19 protein-coding genes are annotated in these 18,052 nt (G+C 66.6%); 5 read left to right on the top strand and 14 right to left on the bottom strand.

Annotation, left to right across the window (positions count from 1 at the left end; translation table 11 throughout):
- Positions 1–69: 69 nt before the first annotated feature.
- From ppnN to grxD, 4 genes are all read right to left on the bottom strand, one after another.
- The gene (ppnN, locus tag N5C25_RS06125; RefSeq protein WP_005408855.1) at positions 70–1,458 is read right to left on the bottom strand and encodes a nucleotide 5'-monophosphate nucleosidase PpnN; all 1,389 of its coding nucleotides are present in this window, start codon (positions 1,456–1,458) and stop codon (positions 70–72) included.
- Positions 1,459–1,710: 252 nt separating this feature from the next.
- Positions 1,711–4,932 (bottom strand): carboxypeptidase regulatory-like domain-containing protein, encoded by a 3,222-nt coding sequence (locus tag N5C25_RS06130; RefSeq protein WP_058979557.1) that lies wholly within the window; start codon positions 4,930–4,932, stop codon positions 1,711–1,713.
- Positions 4,933–5,164: 232 nt separating this feature from the next.
- Positions 5,165–5,941, bottom strand: a complete 777-nt coding sequence (locus N5C25_RS06135) for an SDR family NAD(P)-dependent oxidoreductase (RefSeq protein ID WP_058979555.1) — start codon at positions 5,939–5,941, stop codon at positions 5,165–5,167.
- Positions 5,938–6,258, bottom strand: coding sequence for a Grx4 family monothiol glutaredoxin (gene grxD, locus N5C25_RS06140; RefSeq protein WP_005408852.1), 321 nt, complete (start codon positions 6,256–6,258; stop codon positions 5,938–5,940). The genes N5C25_RS06135 and grxD overlap by 4 nt, the downstream gene beginning before the upstream one ends.
- A gap of 121 nt (positions 6,259–6,379) precedes the next feature.
- On the opposite strand from grxD, the gene N5C25_RS06145 reads away from it, so the two are divergent.
- A complete protein-coding gene (locus tag N5C25_RS06145) occupies positions 6,380–6,958 on the top strand; it encodes a superoxide dismutase (protein ID WP_058979595.1) in 579 nt (192 codons plus the stop codon).
- A 114-nt stretch (positions 6,959–7,072) separates the two neighbouring features.
- Here the strand turns inward: N5C25_RS06145 and N5C25_RS06150 are convergent, their stop codons facing one another.
- The 3 genes from N5C25_RS06150 to purE form a co-directional block, all read right to left on the bottom strand.
- Positions 7,073–7,414, bottom strand: a complete 342-nt coding sequence (locus tag N5C25_RS06150; protein ID WP_019659022.1) for a carboxymuconolactone decarboxylase family protein — start codon at positions 7,412–7,414, stop codon at positions 7,073–7,075.
- Between the two features lie 124 nt (positions 7,415–7,538).
- Entirely contained in the window at positions 7,539–8,687 is a 1,149-nt protein-coding gene (locus N5C25_RS06155) for a 5-(carboxyamino)imidazole ribonucleotide synthase (protein ID WP_279936611.1), read from the bottom strand.
- Positions 8,684–9,187, bottom strand: coding sequence for a 5-(carboxyamino)imidazole ribonucleotide mutase (purE, locus tag N5C25_RS06160; protein ID WP_005412808.1), 504 nt, complete (start codon positions 9,185–9,187; stop codon positions 8,684–8,686). The genes N5C25_RS06155 and purE overlap by 4 nt, the downstream gene beginning before the upstream one ends.
- Positions 9,188–9,245: 58 nt before the next feature.
- Between purE and N5C25_RS06165 the strand changes: the two genes are divergently transcribed.
- The 4 genes from N5C25_RS06165 to N5C25_RS06180 all read left to right on the top strand — a co-directional run bounded on the left by N5C25_RS06165 (position 9,246) and on the right by N5C25_RS06180 (position 11,958).
- Positions 9,246–9,515, top strand: coding sequence for a Trm112 family protein (locus N5C25_RS06165; protein ID WP_019659024.1), 270 nt, complete (start codon positions 9,246–9,248; stop codon positions 9,513–9,515).
- Positions 9,512–10,363: a carboxylating nicotinate-nucleotide diphosphorylase gene (gene nadC, locus N5C25_RS06170; protein WP_021203580.1), complete on the top strand. Its 852-nt coding sequence runs from the start codon at positions 9,512–9,514 to the stop codon at positions 10,361–10,363. The genes N5C25_RS06165 and nadC overlap by 4 nt, the downstream gene beginning before the upstream one ends.
- A 175-nt stretch (positions 10,364–10,538) precedes the next feature.
- Positions 10,539–11,540, top strand: coding sequence for a DUF2272 domain-containing protein (locus N5C25_RS06175; protein WP_058979549.1), 1,002 nt, complete (start codon positions 10,539–10,541; stop codon positions 11,538–11,540).
- Positions 11,541–11,607: 67 nt separating this feature from the next.
- Positions 11,608–11,958 carry a DUF3301 domain-containing protein gene (locus N5C25_RS06180; RefSeq protein WP_005408844.1) on the top strand — a complete coding sequence of 117 codons (351 nt, stop codon included), beginning with the start codon at positions 11,608–11,610 and terminating at the stop codon, positions 11,956–11,958.
- A 46-nt stretch (positions 11,959–12,004) separates the two neighbouring features.
- Here the strand turns inward: N5C25_RS06180 and N5C25_RS06185 are convergent, their stop codons facing one another.
- The 7 genes from N5C25_RS06185 to N5C25_RS06215 form a co-directional block, all read right to left on the bottom strand.
- The gene (locus N5C25_RS06185; RefSeq protein WP_019659028.1) at positions 12,005–12,457 is read right to left on the bottom strand and encodes a ClpXP protease specificity-enhancing factor; all 453 of its coding nucleotides are present in this window, start codon (positions 12,455–12,457) and stop codon (positions 12,005–12,007) included.
- An 83-nt stretch (positions 12,458–12,540) separates the two neighbouring features.
- Positions 12,541–13,176, bottom strand: coding sequence for a glutathione S-transferase N-terminal domain-containing protein (locus N5C25_RS06190; protein WP_058979547.1), 636 nt, complete (start codon positions 13,174–13,176; stop codon positions 12,541–12,543).
- Between the two features lie 134 nt (positions 13,177–13,310).
- Positions 13,311–14,060, bottom strand: a complete 750-nt coding sequence (locus N5C25_RS06195; protein WP_058979545.1) for a cytochrome c1 — start codon at positions 14,058–14,060, stop codon at positions 13,311–13,313.
- The gene (locus N5C25_RS06200) at positions 14,053–15,312 is read right to left on the bottom strand and encodes a cytochrome bc complex cytochrome b subunit (protein ID WP_019659030.1); all 1,260 of its coding nucleotides are present in this window, start codon (positions 15,310–15,312) and stop codon (positions 14,053–14,055) included. The genes N5C25_RS06195 and N5C25_RS06200 overlap by 8 nt, the downstream gene beginning before the upstream one ends.
- A complete protein-coding gene (gene petA, locus N5C25_RS06205; protein ID WP_004151998.1) occupies positions 15,312–15,932 on the bottom strand; it encodes a ubiquinol-cytochrome c reductase iron-sulfur subunit in 621 nt (206 codons plus the stop codon). The genes N5C25_RS06200 and petA overlap by 1 nt, the downstream gene beginning before the upstream one ends.
- A 184-nt stretch (positions 15,933–16,116) precedes the next feature.
- Positions 16,117–17,037, bottom strand: a complete 921-nt coding sequence (locus N5C25_RS06210) for a lytic transglycosylase domain-containing protein (RefSeq protein ID WP_019659031.1) — start codon at positions 17,035–17,037, stop codon at positions 16,117–16,119.
- Between the two features lie 45 nt (positions 17,038–17,082).
- Positions 17,083–18,051: a WYL domain-containing protein gene (locus N5C25_RS06215; RefSeq protein WP_279936612.1), complete on the bottom strand. Its 969-nt coding sequence runs from the start codon at positions 18,049–18,051 to the stop codon at positions 17,083–17,085.
- Between the last annotated feature and the right edge of the window lies 1 nt (position 18,052).

Here is an 18,052-nt window from a genome sequence, read left to right on the forward strand (position 1 = left end):
GCGTCAAAGGCTTGACGACCCGTCCTCCCCTGCCAGTGCCGGCGCGATCCCCATCACGCCGGCCCGGGCTCAGGCCAGCACCTGGTAGCAGGGCTGGTATTCGCCGGAGATCTTCATCCGGCGCTGCTCGACGAAGGCGCGCAGCAATGCGTCCAGGGCCTGCATCATGTCCGGATCGCCATGGATCTGGAACGGTCCGAACTGCTCGATGCGGCGCATGCCGTCCTCCTTCACATTGCCGGCCACGATGCCCGAGAACGCCCGGCGCAGGTCGGCCGCCAGCGCGTGCGGCGCACGCCCGTGGTGCAGGTCCAGCGCGGCCATCGCCTCATGGGTCGGCACGAACGGCTGCTGGTACTCCCACGGAATCTCGATCGACCAGTTGAAGAAGAACGAGTCCTTCTGCGCCAGGCGGTGCTCGCGCACGCGCTTGATGCCGTTGGCCATCTTCTTGGCCACCGCGACCGGGTCACCGATGATGATCTCGTAGCGCTCGGCGGCAGCATCGCCCAGGGTCAGGCGGATGAAGCGGTCGATCTGCTCGAAGTACGGCGCCGCCACGGTCGGGCCGGTCAGGATCAGCGGGAACGGCAGGTCCTTGTTTTCTTCGCGCAGCAGGATGCCGAGCAGGTACAGGATTTCCTCGGCGGTGCCGACGCCACCGGCAAACACGATGATGCCGTGGCCGATGCGGACGAAGGCCTCAAGGCGCTTCTCGATGTCCGGCATGATCACCAGGTGGTTGACGATCGGGTTCGGCGACTCGGCCGCGATGATGCCCGGCTCGGTCAGGCCGATGTAGCGCGTCACGGTGCGGCGCTGCTTGGCGTGGGCAATGGTGGCGCCCTTCATCGGGCCCTTCATCGCGCCCGGGCCGCAGCCGGTGCAGATATCTAGGCCGCGCAGGCCCAGCTCGTAACCGACCTGCTTGGTGTACAGGTATTCATCGCGCGAGATCGAGTGGCCGCCCCAGCACACGACCAGGTTCGGGTCGCCCGGGTTGAGGATGCGCGCATTGCGCAGCAGGCCGAACACCGCGTTGGTGATGCCCTCGGACGACTCCAGCTCGGCCGCGTAGGCCGGGCCCATCTCGATGGCCATGTAGGCCAGGTCGCGCACCACTGCGAACAGCAGTTCGGCGACACCGCGGATGATCTCGCCGTCGACGAAGGCCATCGCCGGTGCGTTGACCAGATCGATGCGCACGCCGCGATCCTGCTGCGCCACCTGGATGTCGAAATCGGGGTACAGATCGCGCGCCGCGCGCGGATCGTCAGAGGCGCTGCCGCTGGTCAGCACGGCCAGCGCGCAGCGGCGCAGCAGCTCGTGCATGCCGCCGGCAGACGCATCGCGCAGGCGGGCCACTTCGGCCCGCGACAGCACATCCAGCCCACCGCGCGGGTAGATCCGCGCGTCCTGCACCGGCAGTGCGCGGGCTGATTTTTCGTTCGTGGTCATATCCAATTTTTCGCTTCCTTCAAGGTTTCCGACTGTACTGCCGCCCCCTTAAAAAGCAAAACGGCCGGGAAGCCCGACCGTTGGATGTGTGCTTCCTGCGTTCGCCTTTCCGGCACCGCATCGGCGGCGTTGGCACCGCGCACATTTCCGCATGCTACGCCGATGCCAGGGGACCTGCAAGGACTTTCGCATGAAAGGAAAACGGCCGGGTTTCCCCGGCCGTTTTCACTTACTGCTTCAGGTTCTGACGCATCAGAACTTGTACTTCAGGGTCAGCTGCATCGACCAACGCGACACGGCGGTGTTGCCCTTGTCGTTGTTGTTTTCCTGCACCGACGGGTTGTCGGTCGAACCGGTGAAGGAGTACACGTACTTGCCGGTGGCCGGGTCGATACCTGCGTAGTTGGCAACGCGACGGGTGGAGTAGAAGCCGTAGTCGTCGATCAGGCCCCACTTCTTGTTCAGCAGGTTGCCGACATTCATGATGTCCAGGGCGACTTCACCCTTGTGACCCTTCATGAAGCCCGGGAATTCCTGGCTGACGCGGACATCGAAGCTGTTGACCCACGAGGCGCGGTGGCGGTTGGCCGGGACCACGCTGCCGCGGTAGGCATCGAGTTCCGGATTCTGCGCCAGCCAATCGAAGAACTGCTTCTCCATCGCGGCACCACCGGTGAACAGCACGTCGCCCGGACCCTTCGGCACGTAGAACAGGTCGTTGGTGGCAGCACCGTCGCCGTTGGCATCGTTGTAGAAGATGTAGCTGTACGGACGGCCCGAACGGCCTTCGTAGAACAGGCCGACGCGGGTGGCGTTGTCACCGAAGAAGTTGTGCTTCCACTCCAGGGTGCCGGTGACGCGGTCCTTCATCGCATAGCGCGAGTTGTAGGCCACGTTCTCGTTGGCATTGAAGATCAGCGTGTTGTTCCAGTTCGAGGTGTTCTGCGAGCTGGACAGCGGGCTGACCTCGGTCGACTTGGTGTAGGTGTAACCCAGCGACCAGCCCCAGTTCTCGGTCAGCGGCTTGGCCAGCGAGAAGGTAGCCTGGGTGCCGCGACCCTTGTCGGTGTTGCGCAGGACCAGCACATCGCCGATGTCGGACGGACGGTTGGCGCGGTCAACCGCACCCTTGGTACCGGTCGACATGCCGTAGTCGACACCCTTATCGATGCGAGTGTTAGCCGAGTTGCGTCCAGCATCGTTCCAGTAGATCGCGCGGCCATCCTGACCGAAGGCGGTCGGCGCCGACACATCCAGACGGTCGAAGTAGATGCCGTCCTTGACCTTGGTGAACAGCACTTCGGCCGACGCGACGATGCCGTACCACGGCAACTCATGGTCGAACGCCAGGTTGGCCTTCCACACCGACGGCAGGCGGGTGCCCGGCGCGATGATGTCGACGTTCTGACGGGCCGAAGCCGGGCCACCGGCCGGGATGTACGGGTTGTTGCCGTCCGGAGTGAAGGCACCGGCCGGGATGCTGCGCTCGTCGTACTCGATGTAGTTCAGGCCAGTGTTCTGGTAGGCACCTGCCAGCCACACGTTCGGGGCGGCGCCGCCGAACAGGCCCACGCCACCGCGCAGCTGGGTCGGGCGATCGCTGTCGAAGGTGTAGTTGAAGCCGACGCGCGGCTGCACTAGGTTCTTGTCGACCAGCTTGGTGTTGTTGAAGCCGTACAGCTGCTCGATGCGCGGGTTGTACAGGCGCTGGGTGCTGAAGTCAGGCATGTCGATGCGCACGCCGAACATCAGGTTCAGGTTGTAGTTGATTGCCCAGGTGTCCTGCACGAACACGCCGGTGTTCTTCAGGGTGAAGTCGGCCGGGATGTCGCTGCGGCTGCCATCGGCGCGCGGAGCACGCAGCTGGTAGCGCGAAGCCTTGCCCGCCAGGAAATCGTTGACGCTGTTGAATTCGTACACGCCGTTGAGGTTGCGGCCGTAGAAGTTCATCAGGTCATTCTTCGAGTAATCGAAGCCGAACTTGACAGTGTGGTCACCGATGTACCAGGTACCGGCACCAAAGGCACTCAGTTCCTTCGACTCGACGATGTTGACGTGGGTGTTCTGTTCGGTACCGACGTACAGCGAATCGTTGCCCGACTTGATGCGGATCTGCGGCATGTCGACCAGCGGAACGCGGTTGGCCGAGTAATCCTTGTGCGAGACCTTGAACTCGGTCGAGAAGTTCTCGGACCAGTCACTGAACAGTTCGCCCATCCAGGTTTCGTACTCGGTGGGCTGCTGGTACCAGAAGTTGCTCAGCGAGATGGCGCTGCTGCTGACCTGCGGGAAGCGAACGACGTTCTGCTCCATCTTGTTGTAGCGCAGGGCCGCACGGTGGTTCTCGTTGATGTTCCAGTCCAGCTTGACCGCATACTCTTCGATCTCGGTCTTGCTGTTCGGCGCCGTCAGGCTGCCCGGATCGTAGCCCAGCTTGCCCAGGAAGTTCTGGACGTCGGTGATCTGCTGCTGGGTGATGGTGCCACGGCCGATCGGCGTGTCGCTCAGCGCGACGCCCGCGGCCGAGCGCTCGTACTTTTCGTAGTTGGTGAAGAAGAACAGCTTGTCCTTGACGATCGGGCCGCCGAAGGTCATGCCGTAGGTCTTCTCGTCCTCGAAGCCGTTGAAGTCCTGCTTGTCACCTTCCAGGCGCGAACGGACCATGTCCTTGTCGCGGTACGAGCCGTACACGGTGCCGTGGAATTCATTGGTGCCCGACTTGGTCACGGCGTTGATCACCGCACCGGTACCACCGGCGATGGTGGTGTCGTAGTTGGCCAGGTCGATGTTGATTTCCTGGATGGCGTCCATCGAAACCGGCTGACGCTCGGTCGGCAGGTTGTTGGAGCCCAGGCCGAACGGATCGGAGGCGCTGATGCCGTCGATGCGGATGGCGTTGTAACGGGTGTTCTGGCCACCGGCCGAGATCGCGCCGTCAGCCTTGCTGACCTGCGAGATGCGCGGATCCAGGCGGACGTAGTCCTGGATGTTGCGGCTGGCCGACGGCAATGCATCCATCGTTTCGCGGGTAACGTTGGTGCCGGTGCCCATCTTGTTGGCGCTGAACAGGTCCAGGCCGCCGGCAGTGGCGACAACGTTCACCGCGTCCAGGTTGGTCGCAGCCAGATCACCGCCCAGGTTGGCATTGACGGTGTTGACCTGGTTCAGGTTCAGGTAGACACCTTCTTCGGTCTTGGTGCCTTCACCGGGCTTGGTGATGGTGATGGTGTACGGACCACCCACGCGCAGGCCGCGCGCGTTGTAGCGACCCGACGCATCGGTGGTGGCACGCGAAACAGTGCCCGACTCGGTGTGCGTGATGGTGACTTCAGCGCCGGCAACAGGCTGGCCTGCGGCGGACATCACCTGGCCGCCGACACCGGCGGAGGTGCTGCTCTGGGCGAAGGCGGGAGCGGCAGCAAGTGCAGCCACGAGACCAAGGGTAAGCTTGGACATCCGGAGTGGGTGGGTCATTTTTCGGTAGCCTCGATGCGAGTTGGCGATGGCGGAAAAAAAGCGCATCCAAGCAGCCCTGCGGGTGGCTGATCGGAGAGTTATCTGGGGTTCCCTACCGCTCGGCTGAAGGCAGCCCTAACGGTTAACACTAGATTAACACGCTACGCCATCAATGTGACGGTTGTGCGACAAACGGCACCGGTTCGCAACGCAATCGTGACGGGCTCTTCACTCCGTCTTTCCCCGGCACTCACTCGGCGGGGGGCGCCTCGCTGGCATCGAGAATCTTGCCCCGCCAAGCGGCGCCAGCGCCCGACAACAGGGTCACGGCCGCGGCGGCGGCGGCCTCCGGGCCTTGGGCGGCCGGGTCCTGGTCGACGGAATAGGCCCGGGCCCGCAGGGCTGTGCGCAGCGGACCGGGGTACAGGCCACTGACCCGTACGGGGCTGCGGCCGAGTTCGTCGTGCAGGCTGGCGATCAGGCCACGCAGGCCATGCTGGGCCACGCCATAACCGCCCCAGTAAGCCTGCCCCACCCGTTCGGGAGCATCGACCGCAAACACCAGCGCCGCATCTTCACGCTGCCGCAGCAGCGGCAGGCAGGCCTGGGCCAGCCAGGCCGGCGCGGTCAGGGTGACGTGCACCGCGCGGGCGAAACTGGCCGGGTCGGCCAGTTCAAACGGGGTCAGGCCAGGGAAGTGAGCGGCACAGACCAGCAGGCCGTCCAATCCCCCCAGCTCGCGCTGCAGGGCCTGGGCCAGCTCGGCATAGTCGTCGGGGCCCGCACCTTCCAGGTCCAGTGGATACAGCAGCGGCTCCGGGCCGACCGCCTGCACCTGGGCGTAGACACGGTCCAGGCGGCGCGGCTTGCGGCCCAGCAGAACCACGGTAGCCCCCGCGGCTGCGGCAGCAACGGCAGCCGCACTGCCCAGACCACCGCCGGCGCCGGCAACCAGCACTACGCGCCCCTGCAACGGGCGGCCATCGAGCGCCCCGTCGGCCGGTGACGTCGATGGCCAGGCACTCATCCCTGGGTCGCCTCTTCGACGATGCGCTTGAGCTCGCCGGCTTCGAACAACTCCAGGACAATGTCACAGCCACCAATCAACTCACCGTTGATGAACAGCTGCGGGAAGGTCGGCAGGTTGGAAAAGCGCGGCAGGTTGGCGCGGATCTCGGGTTCTTCCAGCACGTTGACGGTGCGCAGGGTGACCGCGCCGGCCGCCATCAACGCCTGTACCGCGCGGCTGGAGAAGCCGCACATCGGGTATTGCGGGGTGCCCTTCATGAACAGCACGAGCGGGTAACGATCGACCTCGGCCTGGATTTGCTGCATTACCGCCACAACCACACTCCTTGCTTCGCCGGACAAACCGACCGCGGTGGTCGGCTAGACTGCCCACGGTAGCCGCCATTGTAAGCGGATGGAACCGGCTGCCGCCGCCCCTCTGGCCACGAACCTGTCCATGCCTGTTGAATTGCCTGCCCTGCCCTACCTTCCCGGCTCCCTGCAGCCGCACCTGTCCGCGCAGACCGTGGAACTGCACCACGGCCGCCACCATCGCGCCTATGTAGATGCCGTCAACGCCGGCATCCTCGGCACCGAGTGGGAGGAAGCGTCGCTGGATGAGATCGTCCGCCACGCCCAGGGCAGGCTGTTCGATGCGGCCGCCCAGGCCTGGAACCACGGCTTCTATTGGCAGTGCCTGCGGCCGCGCGGCGGCGGCGAGCCGCAGGGCCGATTGGGCGAGCTGGTCAAGCGACAGTTCGGTGACGCGCAGCGCCTGCGCGAGGAGTTCAACCGCACGGCGTTGGGCCTGTTCGGCTCGGGCTGGGTGTGGCTGGTGCAGCATCCGGGCGGGCAGCTGGGCATCCAGGCCACCCGCAACGCAGGCACACCCCTGACCGGTGAGAGCACCCCGCTGCTGTGCTGCGATGTCTGGGAGCACGCCTACTACACCGAGTACCAGAATGACCGGGCGCGTTACCTGGATGCCTTCTGGCAGCTGGTCAACTGGGAATTCGCCGAAAGCCAACTACGCTGAGGCAACGGCTCCGCCCCGGGGTGGTGCCGGCCGCTGGCCGGCATCCCCATCGGTGTACAGAGATGGCGAATCTGCCGGCCAGCGGCCGGCACTACCGGAAAGCAGAGCGTGGCTTCACGCGTTCTCGTGCGCGGCCACCGCGTCCATCACCCGTGCCGAATACACCAGCGCGGCGCCTGCATTGAGCGACACCGCCACGCCCAGTGCTTCGGCGATTTCCTCGCGGCTGGCGCCATGCTTCAGCGCTGCATCCACATGTACGGTGATGCAGCCATCGCAGCGGGTGGTCACCGCCACTGCCAGCGCGATCAGTTCGCGGGTCTTGGCATCCAGATGGTTGGTCTGGGCGCCGGCATTGGCCAGGGTCGCGTAGCCCTTGACCGTGTCCGGCGAGAGCTTGCCGATCTCGCCGATACGGCCCTTCAGTTCCTTGCGGTAGGCATTCCAGTCGAGCATGGCGTGACTCCTGTGAAAGGAGCTCCACGCTACCACCGGCAATGGTGCGCCGATGCCTGCACCGGCGCGCCACACCGTTGCAGGCATACAAGGTTGTGCCGGCCATTGGCCGGCACGCCCGGGCTCAGCGATTGCGCAGCGCGTGTACCGCCGGCGCCACCTGGGCCTGGCGGTCCAGTTCCAGGCCAACCTGATCCAGCGCATCGGCCAATGCAGCGGCATCATCGTCGCGCAACGTGGCGTGGCCGACCTTGCGGCCCTCGCGCGGCTCCTTGCCGTAGTCGTGCCAGTGGCCGCTGGCCTGGGCCAGTACCGGTGCCGGGTCGGGCATCACGCCCAGCCAGTTCAGCATGCAGGCGTGACCCAGCATGCGGGTGCTGCCCAGCGGCAGGCCCAGCACGGCGCGCAGGTGATTCTCGAACTGCGAGGTTTCGCTGCCTTCGATGGTCCAGTGGCCGGAGTTGTGCACGCGCGGCGCCATCTCGTTGGCCAGCAGTTCGCCATCGCGGCAGAACAGCTCCAGCGCGAACACGCCGACGTACTGCAGGTGCTCGGCAACGCGGCGGGCATAGCCGATCGCGGCCTGCTGCTCGGTGTCGGACAGCACGGCCGGGGCCACGCTGGCCGACAGCACGCCGTCGACATGCCAGTTGCCGGTGACCGGCCAGGCCTCGAAGCTGCCATCGCGGCCACGCACGGCAACCACGCTGACTTCGCGCTGGAAGGCCACGAAGCCTTCCAGGATCAGGCCGGTACGCTCGACCTGTGCACCCAGCGCATCCCACGCGGCATCGATGTCGGCCTCGTTGCGCAGGCGGAACTGGCCCTTGCCGTCATAGCCGAGGCGACGGGTCTTGAGGATGCACGGCAGGCCGAATTCGGCGGCCTTGGCGGCCAGTTCGTCGCGGCTGCGGATATCGGCGAAGGCCGGCAGCGGAATGCCCAGCTGCTGGAACAGGCTCTTCTCGCTGAGCCGGTCCTGTGCGACAGCCAGCGCCGACGGCGGCGGGTAGACCGGCACGCGGTCGGCCAGCCACTGCGCACTGTCGGCCGGCACATTCTCGAAATCGAAGGTGACCACATCGACCTTGGCAGCGAAGTCCGCCAGGGCCTGGCGGTCATCGAAGGCGCCCACGGTGAGCGGCGCCAGCGGGCCGCTGCAGGCATCAGCGGCCGGGTCATACAGTTCGAAGCGCAGCCCCAGCGGCGCACCGGCCAGGACCATCATGCGGGCGAGCTGGCCGCCGCCCAGGATGCCGACGGTCAGACTCATTGGCGCGGATCGTCGTGGGCCATCACGTCTTCGGTCTGGCGTGCACGGAAGGCATCGAGCGCCTGGCCGATCGCCGGCTGGTCGCTGGCCAGCATCGCAGCGGCGAACAGCGCGGCGTTGGAGGCGCCGGCGTTGCCGATGGCGAAGGTGGCGACCGGGATACCGGCCGGCATCTGCACGATCGACAGCAGCGAATCCATGCCGTTGAGGGCCTTGGACTGCACCGGCACACCCAGCACCGGCACGGCGGTCTTGGCCGCGATCATGCCCGGCAGGTGCGCGGCCCCGCCGGCACCGGCGATGATGGCGCGCAGGCCACGCGGGCCTGCCTGCTCGGCGTAACTGAACAACACATCCGGCGTCCGATGCGCGGACACCACCTTCACTTCGAACGGAACACCCAGGGCTTCAAGCTTCTGGGCGGCGTGCTGCATGGTTTCCCAGTCGGAACGGGAGCCCATGACGATGCCGACAAGCGGCGCGATCGGGTTGGGGGTCATTGGCCGTCACCTGCCTTAAAGACGTATTCTAGCCATCTTCCACGCAAGACGAAGAACCATGGATCGCAAGCTGCTCGACCTGCTGGTGTCGCCGGACACCCGCCAGCCCCTGTCCCTGCTGGATGGCAAGGGCCTGGAAGCCCTCAACAAGGCCATTTCCGCCGGCGCGGTGACCAAGGCCGATGGCAACCCGCTGGCGCAGCCGCTGCGCGAGGCACTGGTCACCCGCGACCGCAAGCAGGTCTTCCGCGTGGACGATGGCATTCCGGTGCTGCTGGCCGAGGAAGCCATTCCCACCGCCCAGATCGCCGACTTCCCCGCCGCATGAGCGCGCTGCCGACGCCGGATGCGGCCGTTGTCGCCGCCGATGTCGCGCGTGCGCTGGCCGAGGACCTGGGCAGCGGCGACGTCACCGCTGCGCTGCTGCCCGACCAGGCCGACAGCGCTTACCTGCTGTGCAAGCAGGACGGAGTGATCGCCGGTCGCCCCTGGTTCGACGCCACCCACCGCGCACTCGACCCGGAGGTGCGCATCGAATGGCGTGTCTCCGAAGGTGACCCGGTCACTGCCGGCACCGTGCTGGCCCTGCTGCACGGGCGCAGCCGCAGTCTGGTCAGTGCCGAGCGCACCTCTCTGAATTTCCTGCAGACGCTGTCCGGCACCGCCACCACCACCGCCCGCTACGTAGCGGCAGTGGCCGGTACCGGCACGCGCATCCTCGACACCCGCAAGACCCTGCCCGGCCTGCGCCTGGCGCAGAAGTACGCGGTGCGCTGCGGCGGTGGCGAGAACCACCGCTTCGGCCTGTACGACACGGTGATGCTGAAGGAGAACCATATCCGTGCCGCCGGTTCGCTGGCCGCAGCGGTGGCCGCCGCACGCCGGCAGTGGCCTGCGCTGCCGCTGGTTGTGGAGGTCGAAGACCTGGCGCAGCTGCGCCAGGCGTTGGAAGCCGGGTGCGAACGCATCCTGCTGGACGACTTCAGCCCCGACCTGCGTCGCGAAGCCGTACGCATCACGGCCGGCCGCATTCCACTGGAAGTCTCCGGCAGCGTCGGCCTGGGCGGCCTGCGTTCGATCGCCGAAGACGGCGTGGACTGCATCTCCATCGGCGGGCTGACCAAGCATGTGCAGGCCATCGATCTGTCGCTGAAGCTGGGCCCGCCTCCGGCTTGAGGCCTGCGGGACGTTGTCGAGCCTACGCTCGGCTGCTTCTCGATCTGCGGCGCGCCCTGCACCCGCTTTGCGCGATGAGCCGAGCGTGGGCTCGGCTCTGCACGACCGGAACGCCTTCACGGCTCGGCTACGCCAGCCTCTGCGACGCTGCCGGCATCCCCCACAGGAGCCGCGCATGCGCCGGATGCTCTTGCCTTCCTGCCTGCTGCTGGCCGCGGCGCCGTTGTCCGCAGCGGCCGCCGAAGCCTGCGACGTACCGCCCCGCTTCGGCCTGAGTCCGTTGGCGGTGGCCATCCGCAACACCGCCTGCAATGAGCACCGGCTCTGGTACCGGCCCTTCATCGATCGTGAAGGCCGTGCCGCCAGCCTCAGCGTCACCGAGGCCGAAAGCGATCACCTGGCCGACAACGGACTGATCGCCTGGCAGCGCGTGGCTGGCTACTGGCGAAACAGCGGCACGCTCAACGCGATGGGCAGCATCGCCGGCGCCAGCAGCTGCCTGGCGCCGCTGGGCACGCGCTACACCGACAGTGACTGCCGCGCGTTCCTGATCGACAACCCGTGGTCGGCCGCGTTCATCTCCTGGGTGATGGTGCAGTCCGGCGTTCCTGGCTTCAATACCTCGCCTCGCCACATCGACTACATCCGTGCCGCATACCAGGGCGGCCCCTCGGGCGTGCCGTACCGGCTGGTCGACCCGGCCACGGCCAAACCCGCGCCGGGCGACCTGCTGTGCTTCCTGCGCGACCGCAGCACCACGCTCAGCTACAGCGGGCTGGTGCAGGCGCTGGGCAACGGCTCGGTGGGCCACTGGAAGTCGCATTGCGAAGTGGTGGTGGCCGCCAACCTGGGGGGCGACCAGACCCTGTACCTGGTCGGTGGCAACGTGATGAACACCGTAGCGATGCGGCTGCTGCCGCTGGACCGGACCGGGCTGATCAAGCTGCCACCGGCGCGCGAACGCAACAGCACCGGCATCGACCCGAGCTGCACGCCCGGGCGCGAGGACGAATGCAGCTTCAACCGCCAGGACTGGGCAGCCCTGCTGCAGCTGACTGCAACCTCACCGCTGGTGATGCCCTCGCCCACTGCGACGCCGATGCAGCGCACTCCGGCACCGCAACCGGTCATCGTGCCCGCGCAGCCGGTGTCCAGCGAACCGCAGCCGCGGCGGTGAGTGCAGCGCTTGATCCGGCGCGCGTTCGCCGCCATCTTTGTGGGATCGACCTCTGACGGCTGACGCCATGCCTACCCTGCTGCTGTTGCTGATTGCCGGCGGAATCATCTACTTCTTCTGGAACGCGGCACGCTCGGCCGCAGAGCGCGCCGTTGAATTGGGCCGCAATGCCTGCCGCGCAGCTGATGTGCAATGGCTGGACCAGGCGGTGCACGCCACCGGCCTGCGCCTGTCGCGCGGCGAGGATGGCCGGCTTGGGTTCGAGCGCACCTTCAAGTTCGAGTATTCCTACGATGGCATCGATCGCCACGTGGGTCGCATGGTGCTGCGTGGCGACCAGTTGATCTCGTTCACCGGCCCCGGCGCGGCGCGGATCAGCCAGATCCGCGCGGATGTGGACGATGCCGAGGATGTGTAAGGGCTGAAGGCGTGCCGACCAACGGTCGGCACCCACCGTTACTTGGTTACTTGACCACGCGCAGGTTCGGCCGCCCCTTCGGCGGCGGGCTGGCTGGCGGCGTATCGTCCGGCGGCGTGCCTTCCTCGTGCAGCAGTTCGTCGCTGGTCGGCGCGGTTTCGCTGCCCGGGATGTCATCCGGCAGCGCCATGCCCTGCCCGGTCTCGCGGGCATAGACCGCCAGCACGGCGCTGATCGGCACCTGCACCGGGTAGCTGGTACCGGAGAAGCGCGCCGAGAAGCTCACCATCTCGTTGTCGATCATCAGCCGTACGACGGCACGTTCGGCGATGTTGAGCACGACCCGGCCATCCTTGACCGCCGAAGGCGGCACCTGCACGCCGGGAACGCCGGCGTCGACCAGGATGTGCGGGGTCAGCTGGTTGTCGTTGATCCATTCCACCAGCGCCCGCAGCAGGTACGGGCGGTGGCTGGTCATGTGGAAGAAGTCTTCGGTCATGCGTGAAGTGTACGCGCCCGGCGCCCCGCCGGGGCGGATCGCCTGCACGCCGGTCGGCGTGCAGACGGGTAACGCGGGCCGGATCAGGTCGGCAGGTCGCGCAGCTTCTTTTCCTGCTCGGTCAGGCTGCGGACGAAACCGGGGTGGCGGAAGATGCGGTTACCGTAGTCCTCAATCGCCTTGCCATCCTTCGGAAGTGGCACATCCAGCGATTGCAGCCGCCAGATGATCGGGGCCATGGCGCAGTCGGCCAGGCTCATTTCCGGGTTGAGGAAGAACTTGCTGGCCTTGAACAGCGGCAGCGAGGCGGTCAGCAGTTCCTTCAGGCGCTTGCGCCCGGCCTCGGCCTGGGTCTTGTTGCCCAGCTGGATGGCCTGCACCTGCGGCACCCAATCGTGCTCGATGCGCAGCATCGCCAGGCGGATGCGCGCACGCGACAGCGGATCGACCGGCATCAGCGGCGGATGCGGGTAGCGCTCGTCCAGGTACTCGCTCACCACCGACGCGGCGTAGAGCACCAGCTCGCGCTCCACCAGGGTCGGCACCGAGTGGTACGGATTGAGATCGATCAGGTCTTCGGGCGGGTTCTGCGGATCGACCGGAACGAAGTCGAAGGTGACGCCCTTGGCCGCCAGGACCAGGCGCACCCGGTGGCACAGCACATCGTCGTTCGAGGAAAACAGCGTCAGTGTATTGCGCATGCGTACGCTCGCCGCCATCAAAGGCTCTCCCACGACAGGAGACCGCCTGCCGCATCGGCGCCGCCGGCACCGTGCCGACGGTCGACTCCTCCCCGAGTGTGCAACCGACCATCACAAAAGCCAATAGGCCCGTGCGATGGCCGGCGGCCGAATCAGTGGACGTCCTTCCAGTATTCCTTCTTCAGCAGGTACAGCAGGAAGGTCAGCAGGGCCAGGAACAGGATGACCCACACGCCCAGCTGCTGGCGCTTGAGCGCGGCCGGCTCGCCGGCGTATTCGAGGAAGTTGGTGATGTCCCGCACGGCCTGGTCGTACTGCCCGGCATCGACCGAACCTGGCGTTTCAATCTTCAGGCCGGTCACCGGCGGGTCCATGCCGGGGCCTTCGGCCTTGCCATGCACGGCGTGCTGCAGGCCCTGCATCTCCCACAGCGGGTTCGGCATGGAGGCGTTGGCGAACAGCGCGTTGTTCCAGCCCAGCGGCCGGCTGCTGTCCAGGTAGAACGACTTGAGGTAGGTGTAGACCCAGTCGCTGCCGCGCACGCGCGCGATCAGGCTGAGATCCGGCGGCATCTTGCCGAACCACTTCTCCGCGTTCTCCTTGGGCATCGCCACCGGGATCGGGTCGCCGATCGCCGAGCCGGTGAAGTTGAGGTTGTTCATCACCTCTTCCTCGGTCAGGCCCAGGTCCTGCGCCATCCGCGAATAGCGCAGGTACTTCAGCGCATGGCAGCCGGAGCAGTAGTTCATGTACAACTGTGCGCCGCGCTGCAGCGAGGCGCGGTCACCCAGATCGTTGCCTGCCTGCAGCAGCTTGGTGCCGCCCTCGGCGGCGGAGGCCAGGAAACTGCCCAGCATCAGGGTGGCCGCCAGGGCCAGCCGGACCATCCAGCGCTCAGTCATGCGTGGTCACCCTCTCCGGTACCGGCTTGGTCTTGTCCAACCGTGTCCATAGCGGCATGGTGATGAAGAAGGCGAAGTACAGGAAGGTCAGCACCCGCCCGATGTAGGTTTCATGCACGTCGGTGCCCGGGCCGGAGCCGATCACGCCCAGCCACACGAAGCACACCGCCAGCACGCCCAGCATCACCCTCGAGATCCAGCCGCGGTAGCGCACCGATTTCACCTTCGCCTTGTCCAGCCACGGCACCAGGAACAGGATCGCGATGGCCGAGAACATCACCAGCACGCCACCGAGCTTGTTCGGCACCACGCGCAACATCGCGTAGTACGGCGTGTAGTACCAGACCGGCTTGATGTGCTCCGGGGTGACCAGGCGGTTGGCCTCGGTGAAGTTGTCGTGCTCCAGGAACAGGCCGCCGAAACCCGGGGCGAAGAAGATGATGAAGGCGGCGATGATCAGCAGGAAGCCGGCGCCTACACCATCCTTGAGCGTGTAGTACGGGTGGAACGGAATACCGTCGGCCGGAGCGTTCGGCGACCAGCGGTTGCCCTTCGGCCCCTTCTTGATCTCCACGCCATCGGGGTTGTTCGAACCCACTTCGTGCAGCGCGCCCAGGTGCAGTACCACCAACAGCAACAGCACCAGCGGCAAGGCGATGACATGCAGCGCGAAGAAGCGGTTGAGCGTGGCGTCACTGGGCAGGTAGTCGCCCATGATCCATTCGGTCAGGCCGTTGCCGATCACCGGTATGGCACCGAACAGCGAGATGATCACCTTGGCGCCCCAGAATGACATCTGGCCCCACGGCAGCACGTAGCCCATGAAGGCTTCGGCCATCAACACCAGGTAGATCAGCATGCCGAGGATCCACACCAGCTCGCGTGGCTTCTGGTAACTGCCGTACAGCAGGCCACGGAACATGTGCAGGTAGACCACGATGAAGAACAGCGAGGCACCCGTGGAGTGCATGTAGCGGATCAGCCAGCCCCACTCCACGTCCCGCATGATGTACTCGATGGAGCCGAACGCCTCGGCGGCGCTGGTCTTGTAGTGCATCGTCAGGAAGATGCCGGTGACGATCTGGTTGACCAGCACCAGCAGCGCCAGCGAACCGAAGTAGTACCAGATGTTGAAGTTCTTCGGCGCGTAGTACTCGCTCACATGCTTGCGATAGACCGGCATCAGGCCCGGCGCGCGGGCATTGACCCAGTCGGCCACGCCGCTGGCGGTACGGCTGAGGATATTGGCCATCAGGCAGCCCCCTGCGGATCGACACCGATGATGATGGTGTTGTCGTCCTGGTAATGGTGCGCGGGCACCTTCAGGTTGATCGGCGCCGGCACGTCCTTGAAGACGCGTCCGGACATGTCGAAGCGCGACTTGTGGCAGGGGCAGAAGTAGCCGCCCTTCCACTGAGGGTCGTAGGGCTCAGGCCGGATTTCGGCGACCATTTCCGGCGAGCAGCCCAGGTGCGTGCACAGGCCGACCAGTACGGAGATGTCCGGCTTGATCGAGCGCAGTTCGGGGTTCTGCTTCAGCACGTAGTCCGGCTGCTGGTCCTTCTCGCCGGACTCGGGGTCCTTGAGACGGCCGTCCAGCCCATGCAGCGCATCGAGGATGGCCTTGGACCGCTTGACGATCCAGATCGGCTGGCCACGCCATTCCACGATCAGGCGTTGGCCTTCCTGCAGGGCGCTGATGTCAGCCACCACCGGTGCGCCGGCAAGCTTGGCGCGGGCACTGGGGTTCCAGGATTTGATGAAAGGAACGGCGGTGAATCCGACGCCGACGGCGCCCACCACGGCTGTGGTGGCAGAAAGAAAACGCCGACGTCCGGTGTTGACTGGATCGTGTACCCCATCGTTGGCCATCCGGCACTCCGATATTGATTAGGTAGCTTTAAGGCTGCCAGCGGATCCGGTGGGGGCCAGAGCCGCATTGAATCGCGGTCGAGTGTAGCGGAACCGTCGCGCGCCACACAACGCTCTTTGCAAGGAGTGCCGACTGACAGTCGGCACCCACCTGTTCAAGGGAGTGCCGACCAACGGTCGGCACCTACTGGTGACTCAGGGCGGTGCGGTAACGCTCGGCCAGCTGCCCGACCCGGCGCACGTAGTACTGCGTCTCGCTGTAGGGCGGCACGCCACCGTGGCGGTCGACCGCGCCCTCGCCGGCGTTGTAGCCGGCCGCGGCCAGGGTCAGGTCGCCATTGAAGCGCTTCAGCAACCACGCAAGATACTGCACGCCACCGCGGATGTTCTGCCCGGCATCATAGGAATCGCTGACCCCGAAGCGGGCCGCGGTCGGCGGCATCAGCTGCATCAGGCCCTGCGCGCCGGCGCGGCTGAGCGCGGTCGGGTTGTAGGCCGACTCGGCGTGGATGATGGCGCGCACCACGGCTTCTTCGACGCCGAACTCGCGTGCGGCCGAGGTGATCTCGGTCTGGAACGCGGTGGTGTTCAAGCGCACCGAACCGAAGTCCACGCGTGGGTTGACGCCACAGGCATAACAGCGCTCCATGAAACTGTAGCGGATGGTACGCACCGGGCCGAGGTTGGCGACCTGGGTTGGCCGCGCACTGGTGTAGTGGCGCACCCCATCCTTCATGAAGGAATAGACCTGGCCGCTGACCATCCGCCCGGCCCGCGAGGCCGTCGGTGCCGCAGCAGGCGCGGGGGCAGCAGGCGTCGACGCGACCGCAGTGGGCGCAGCGGCGCTGGCCGCCACGGCGACCGGATTGCGTTCGATGCTGGCCACCGTGGTCGGCGCAGGCTTCGGCGCGACCACCACAGGGCGCGGTGCCGGCCGGGTATCGCGGCTGTAGCTGATGCTGCTGCAGCGCGCGCCGGCCACTCGCTTGCTCACGTAGCTGGTGACCCCGTCGGCGCCCTGGCACTTGTACAGGGTGCCGGCGCTGGCCGGCGCAGCGGTCAGCGCAGCGATGATGATCGCCGTTGTCCCCAGTATCCCCTTCATGCCGCGAGTGTCCCAGCTTCGCCGGGGCTTGCCAAGCGACGTGGCTCAGCCTGTGACCGGCGGCACAGCCAGCACCTGGCCCAATCCGGCCAAACGCTGTGCCAGCTCATCGCGCAGGCCCGGCGGCGTGGTCCACAACGCCACCGGCACCCGGTCCAGGCTGAGGATCTGCGCCAGCATCATGCCGCAGCTCTCGGCGCCCATCCGCAACAGGCAATGGCCGGCAACATCAGCCTCCAGCACACCACACCACGGTGGGATGCGCCCTTCCAGCTCGGTGCGGCTGCCGGCCAGGCGGACGATGGCCTGCAGTGCGAACGGCGCCTGGCTGACCGCCTGCCGCACCATCACATCGGGCGGCGCTGGCGTGCGCCGGTGGAGGCCCGGCTCGGAGCACTCACGTACGGCACCCATGCGGTCCACGCGCAGGGTGCGCCAGTCCTGCCGCCCCAGATCCCAGGCAAGCAGATACCAGCGCCGCCCGTAATTAACCAGGTGCTGGGCCTCGACCTCGCGCTGGGTGACCGCGTCCTGCGCACTGCGGTATTCGAAGGCCAGCCGCGACGCCTGCCGGCAGTGCTGGGCCAGCCGTCCGAGCAGGCGTGCGTCGGTGGACGGAAGGTCGGACAGGGTGGCCGTCGCCGCATGCACCTCCCCGGCCTGCCGGCGGTGGCGGGTCGGCACCAGCGGGTCGAGCTTGGACAACAGGCCCCGCGCAGTGTCGTCGATGCCGGCGACGGTCGCAGACGCGGCACGCAGGGCGATGGCCAGGGTGGTTGCCTCCTCCTCGTCCAGCAGCATCGGCAATACCGGCGCCCCCGCCCCGAGCTGGTAGCCGCCGCCCACCCCTGACGAGGCGTGGACCGGGTAGCCCAGCTCGCGCAGGCGCTCGATATCGCGGCGGATGCTGCGCCGGTCCACGCCCATGCGCTCGGCCAGCTCAGCCCCGGACCACTGGCGGCGGGCCTGCAGCAGGGCGATCAGGCGCAGCAGTCGATGGGCGGTATGGCGCATG

The organism is Stenotrophomonas sp. GD03958, assembly GCF_029839005.1.
Classification (GTDB): domain Bacteria; phylum Pseudomonadota; class Gammaproteobacteria; order Xanthomonadales; family Xanthomonadaceae; genus Stenotrophomonas; species Stenotrophomonas hibiscicola.

What these genes read in the sequence shown, in the direction of transcription:
- ppnN (WP_005408855.1), bottom strand. Translation starts at nt 1,458, where the DNA reads ATGACCACGAACGAAAAATCAGCCCGCGCACTGCCGGTGCAGGACGCG.
- N5C25_RS06130 (WP_058979557.1), bottom strand. Translation starts at nt 4,932, where the DNA reads ATGACCCACCCACTCCGGATGTCCAAGCTTACCCTTGGTCTCGTGGCT.
- N5C25_RS06135 (WP_058979555.1), bottom strand. Translation starts at nt 5,941, where the DNA reads ATGAGTGCCTGGCCATCGACGTCACCGGCCGACGGGGCGCTCGATGGC.
- N5C25_RS06145 (WP_058979595.1), top strand. Translation starts at nt 6,380, where the DNA reads ATGCCTGTTGAATTGCCTGCCCTGCCCTACCTTCCCGGCTCCCTGCAG.
- N5C25_RS06150 (WP_019659022.1), bottom strand. Translation starts at nt 7,414, where the DNA reads ATGCTCGACTGGAATGCCTACCGCAAGGAACTGAAGGGCCGTATCGGC.
- N5C25_RS06155 (WP_279936611.1), bottom strand. Translation starts at nt 8,687, where the DNA reads ATGAGTCTGACCGTCGGCATCCTGGGCGGCGGCCAGCTCGCCCGCATG.
- purE (WP_005412808.1), bottom strand. Translation starts at nt 9,187, where the DNA reads ATGACCCCCAACCCGATCGCGCCGCTTGTCGGCATCGTCATGGGCTCC.
- N5C25_RS06165 (WP_019659024.1), top strand. Translation starts at nt 9,246, where the DNA reads ATGGATCGCAAGCTGCTCGACCTGCTGGTGTCGCCGGACACCCGCCAG.
- nadC (WP_021203580.1), top strand. Translation starts at nt 9,512, where the DNA reads ATGAGCGCGCTGCCGACGCCGGATGCGGCCGTTGTCGCCGCCGATGTC.
- N5C25_RS06175 (WP_058979549.1), top strand. Translation starts at nt 10,539, where the DNA reads ATGCGCCGGATGCTCTTGCCTTCCTGCCTGCTGCTGGCCGCGGCGCCG.
- N5C25_RS06180 (WP_005408844.1), top strand. Translation starts at nt 11,608, where the DNA reads ATGCCTACCCTGCTGCTGTTGCTGATTGCCGGCGGAATCATCTACTTC.
- N5C25_RS06185 (WP_019659028.1), bottom strand. Translation starts at nt 12,457, where the DNA reads ATGACCGAAGACTTCTTCCACATGACCAGCCACCGCCCGTACCTGCTG.
- N5C25_RS06190 (WP_058979547.1), bottom strand. Translation starts at nt 13,176, where the DNA reads ATGGCGGCGAGCGTACGCATGCGCAATACACTGACGCTGTTTTCCTCG.
- N5C25_RS06195 (WP_058979545.1), bottom strand. Translation starts at nt 14,060, where the DNA reads ATGACTGAGCGCTGGATGGTCCGGCTGGCCCTGGCGGCCACCCTGATG.
- N5C25_RS06200 (WP_019659030.1), bottom strand. Translation starts at nt 15,312, where the DNA reads ATGGCCAATATCCTCAGCCGTACCGCCAGCGGCGTGGCCGACTGGGTC.
- petA (WP_004151998.1), bottom strand. Translation starts at nt 15,932, where the DNA reads ATGGCCAACGATGGGGTACACGATCCAGTCAACACCGGACGTCGGCGT.
- N5C25_RS06210 (WP_019659031.1), bottom strand. Translation starts at nt 17,037, where the DNA reads ATGAAGGGGATACTGGGGACAACGGCGATCATCATCGCTGCGCTGACC.
- N5C25_RS06215 (WP_279936612.1), bottom strand. Translation starts at nt 18,051, where the DNA reads ATGCGCCATACCGCCCATCGACTGCTGCGCCTGATCGCCCTGCTGCAG.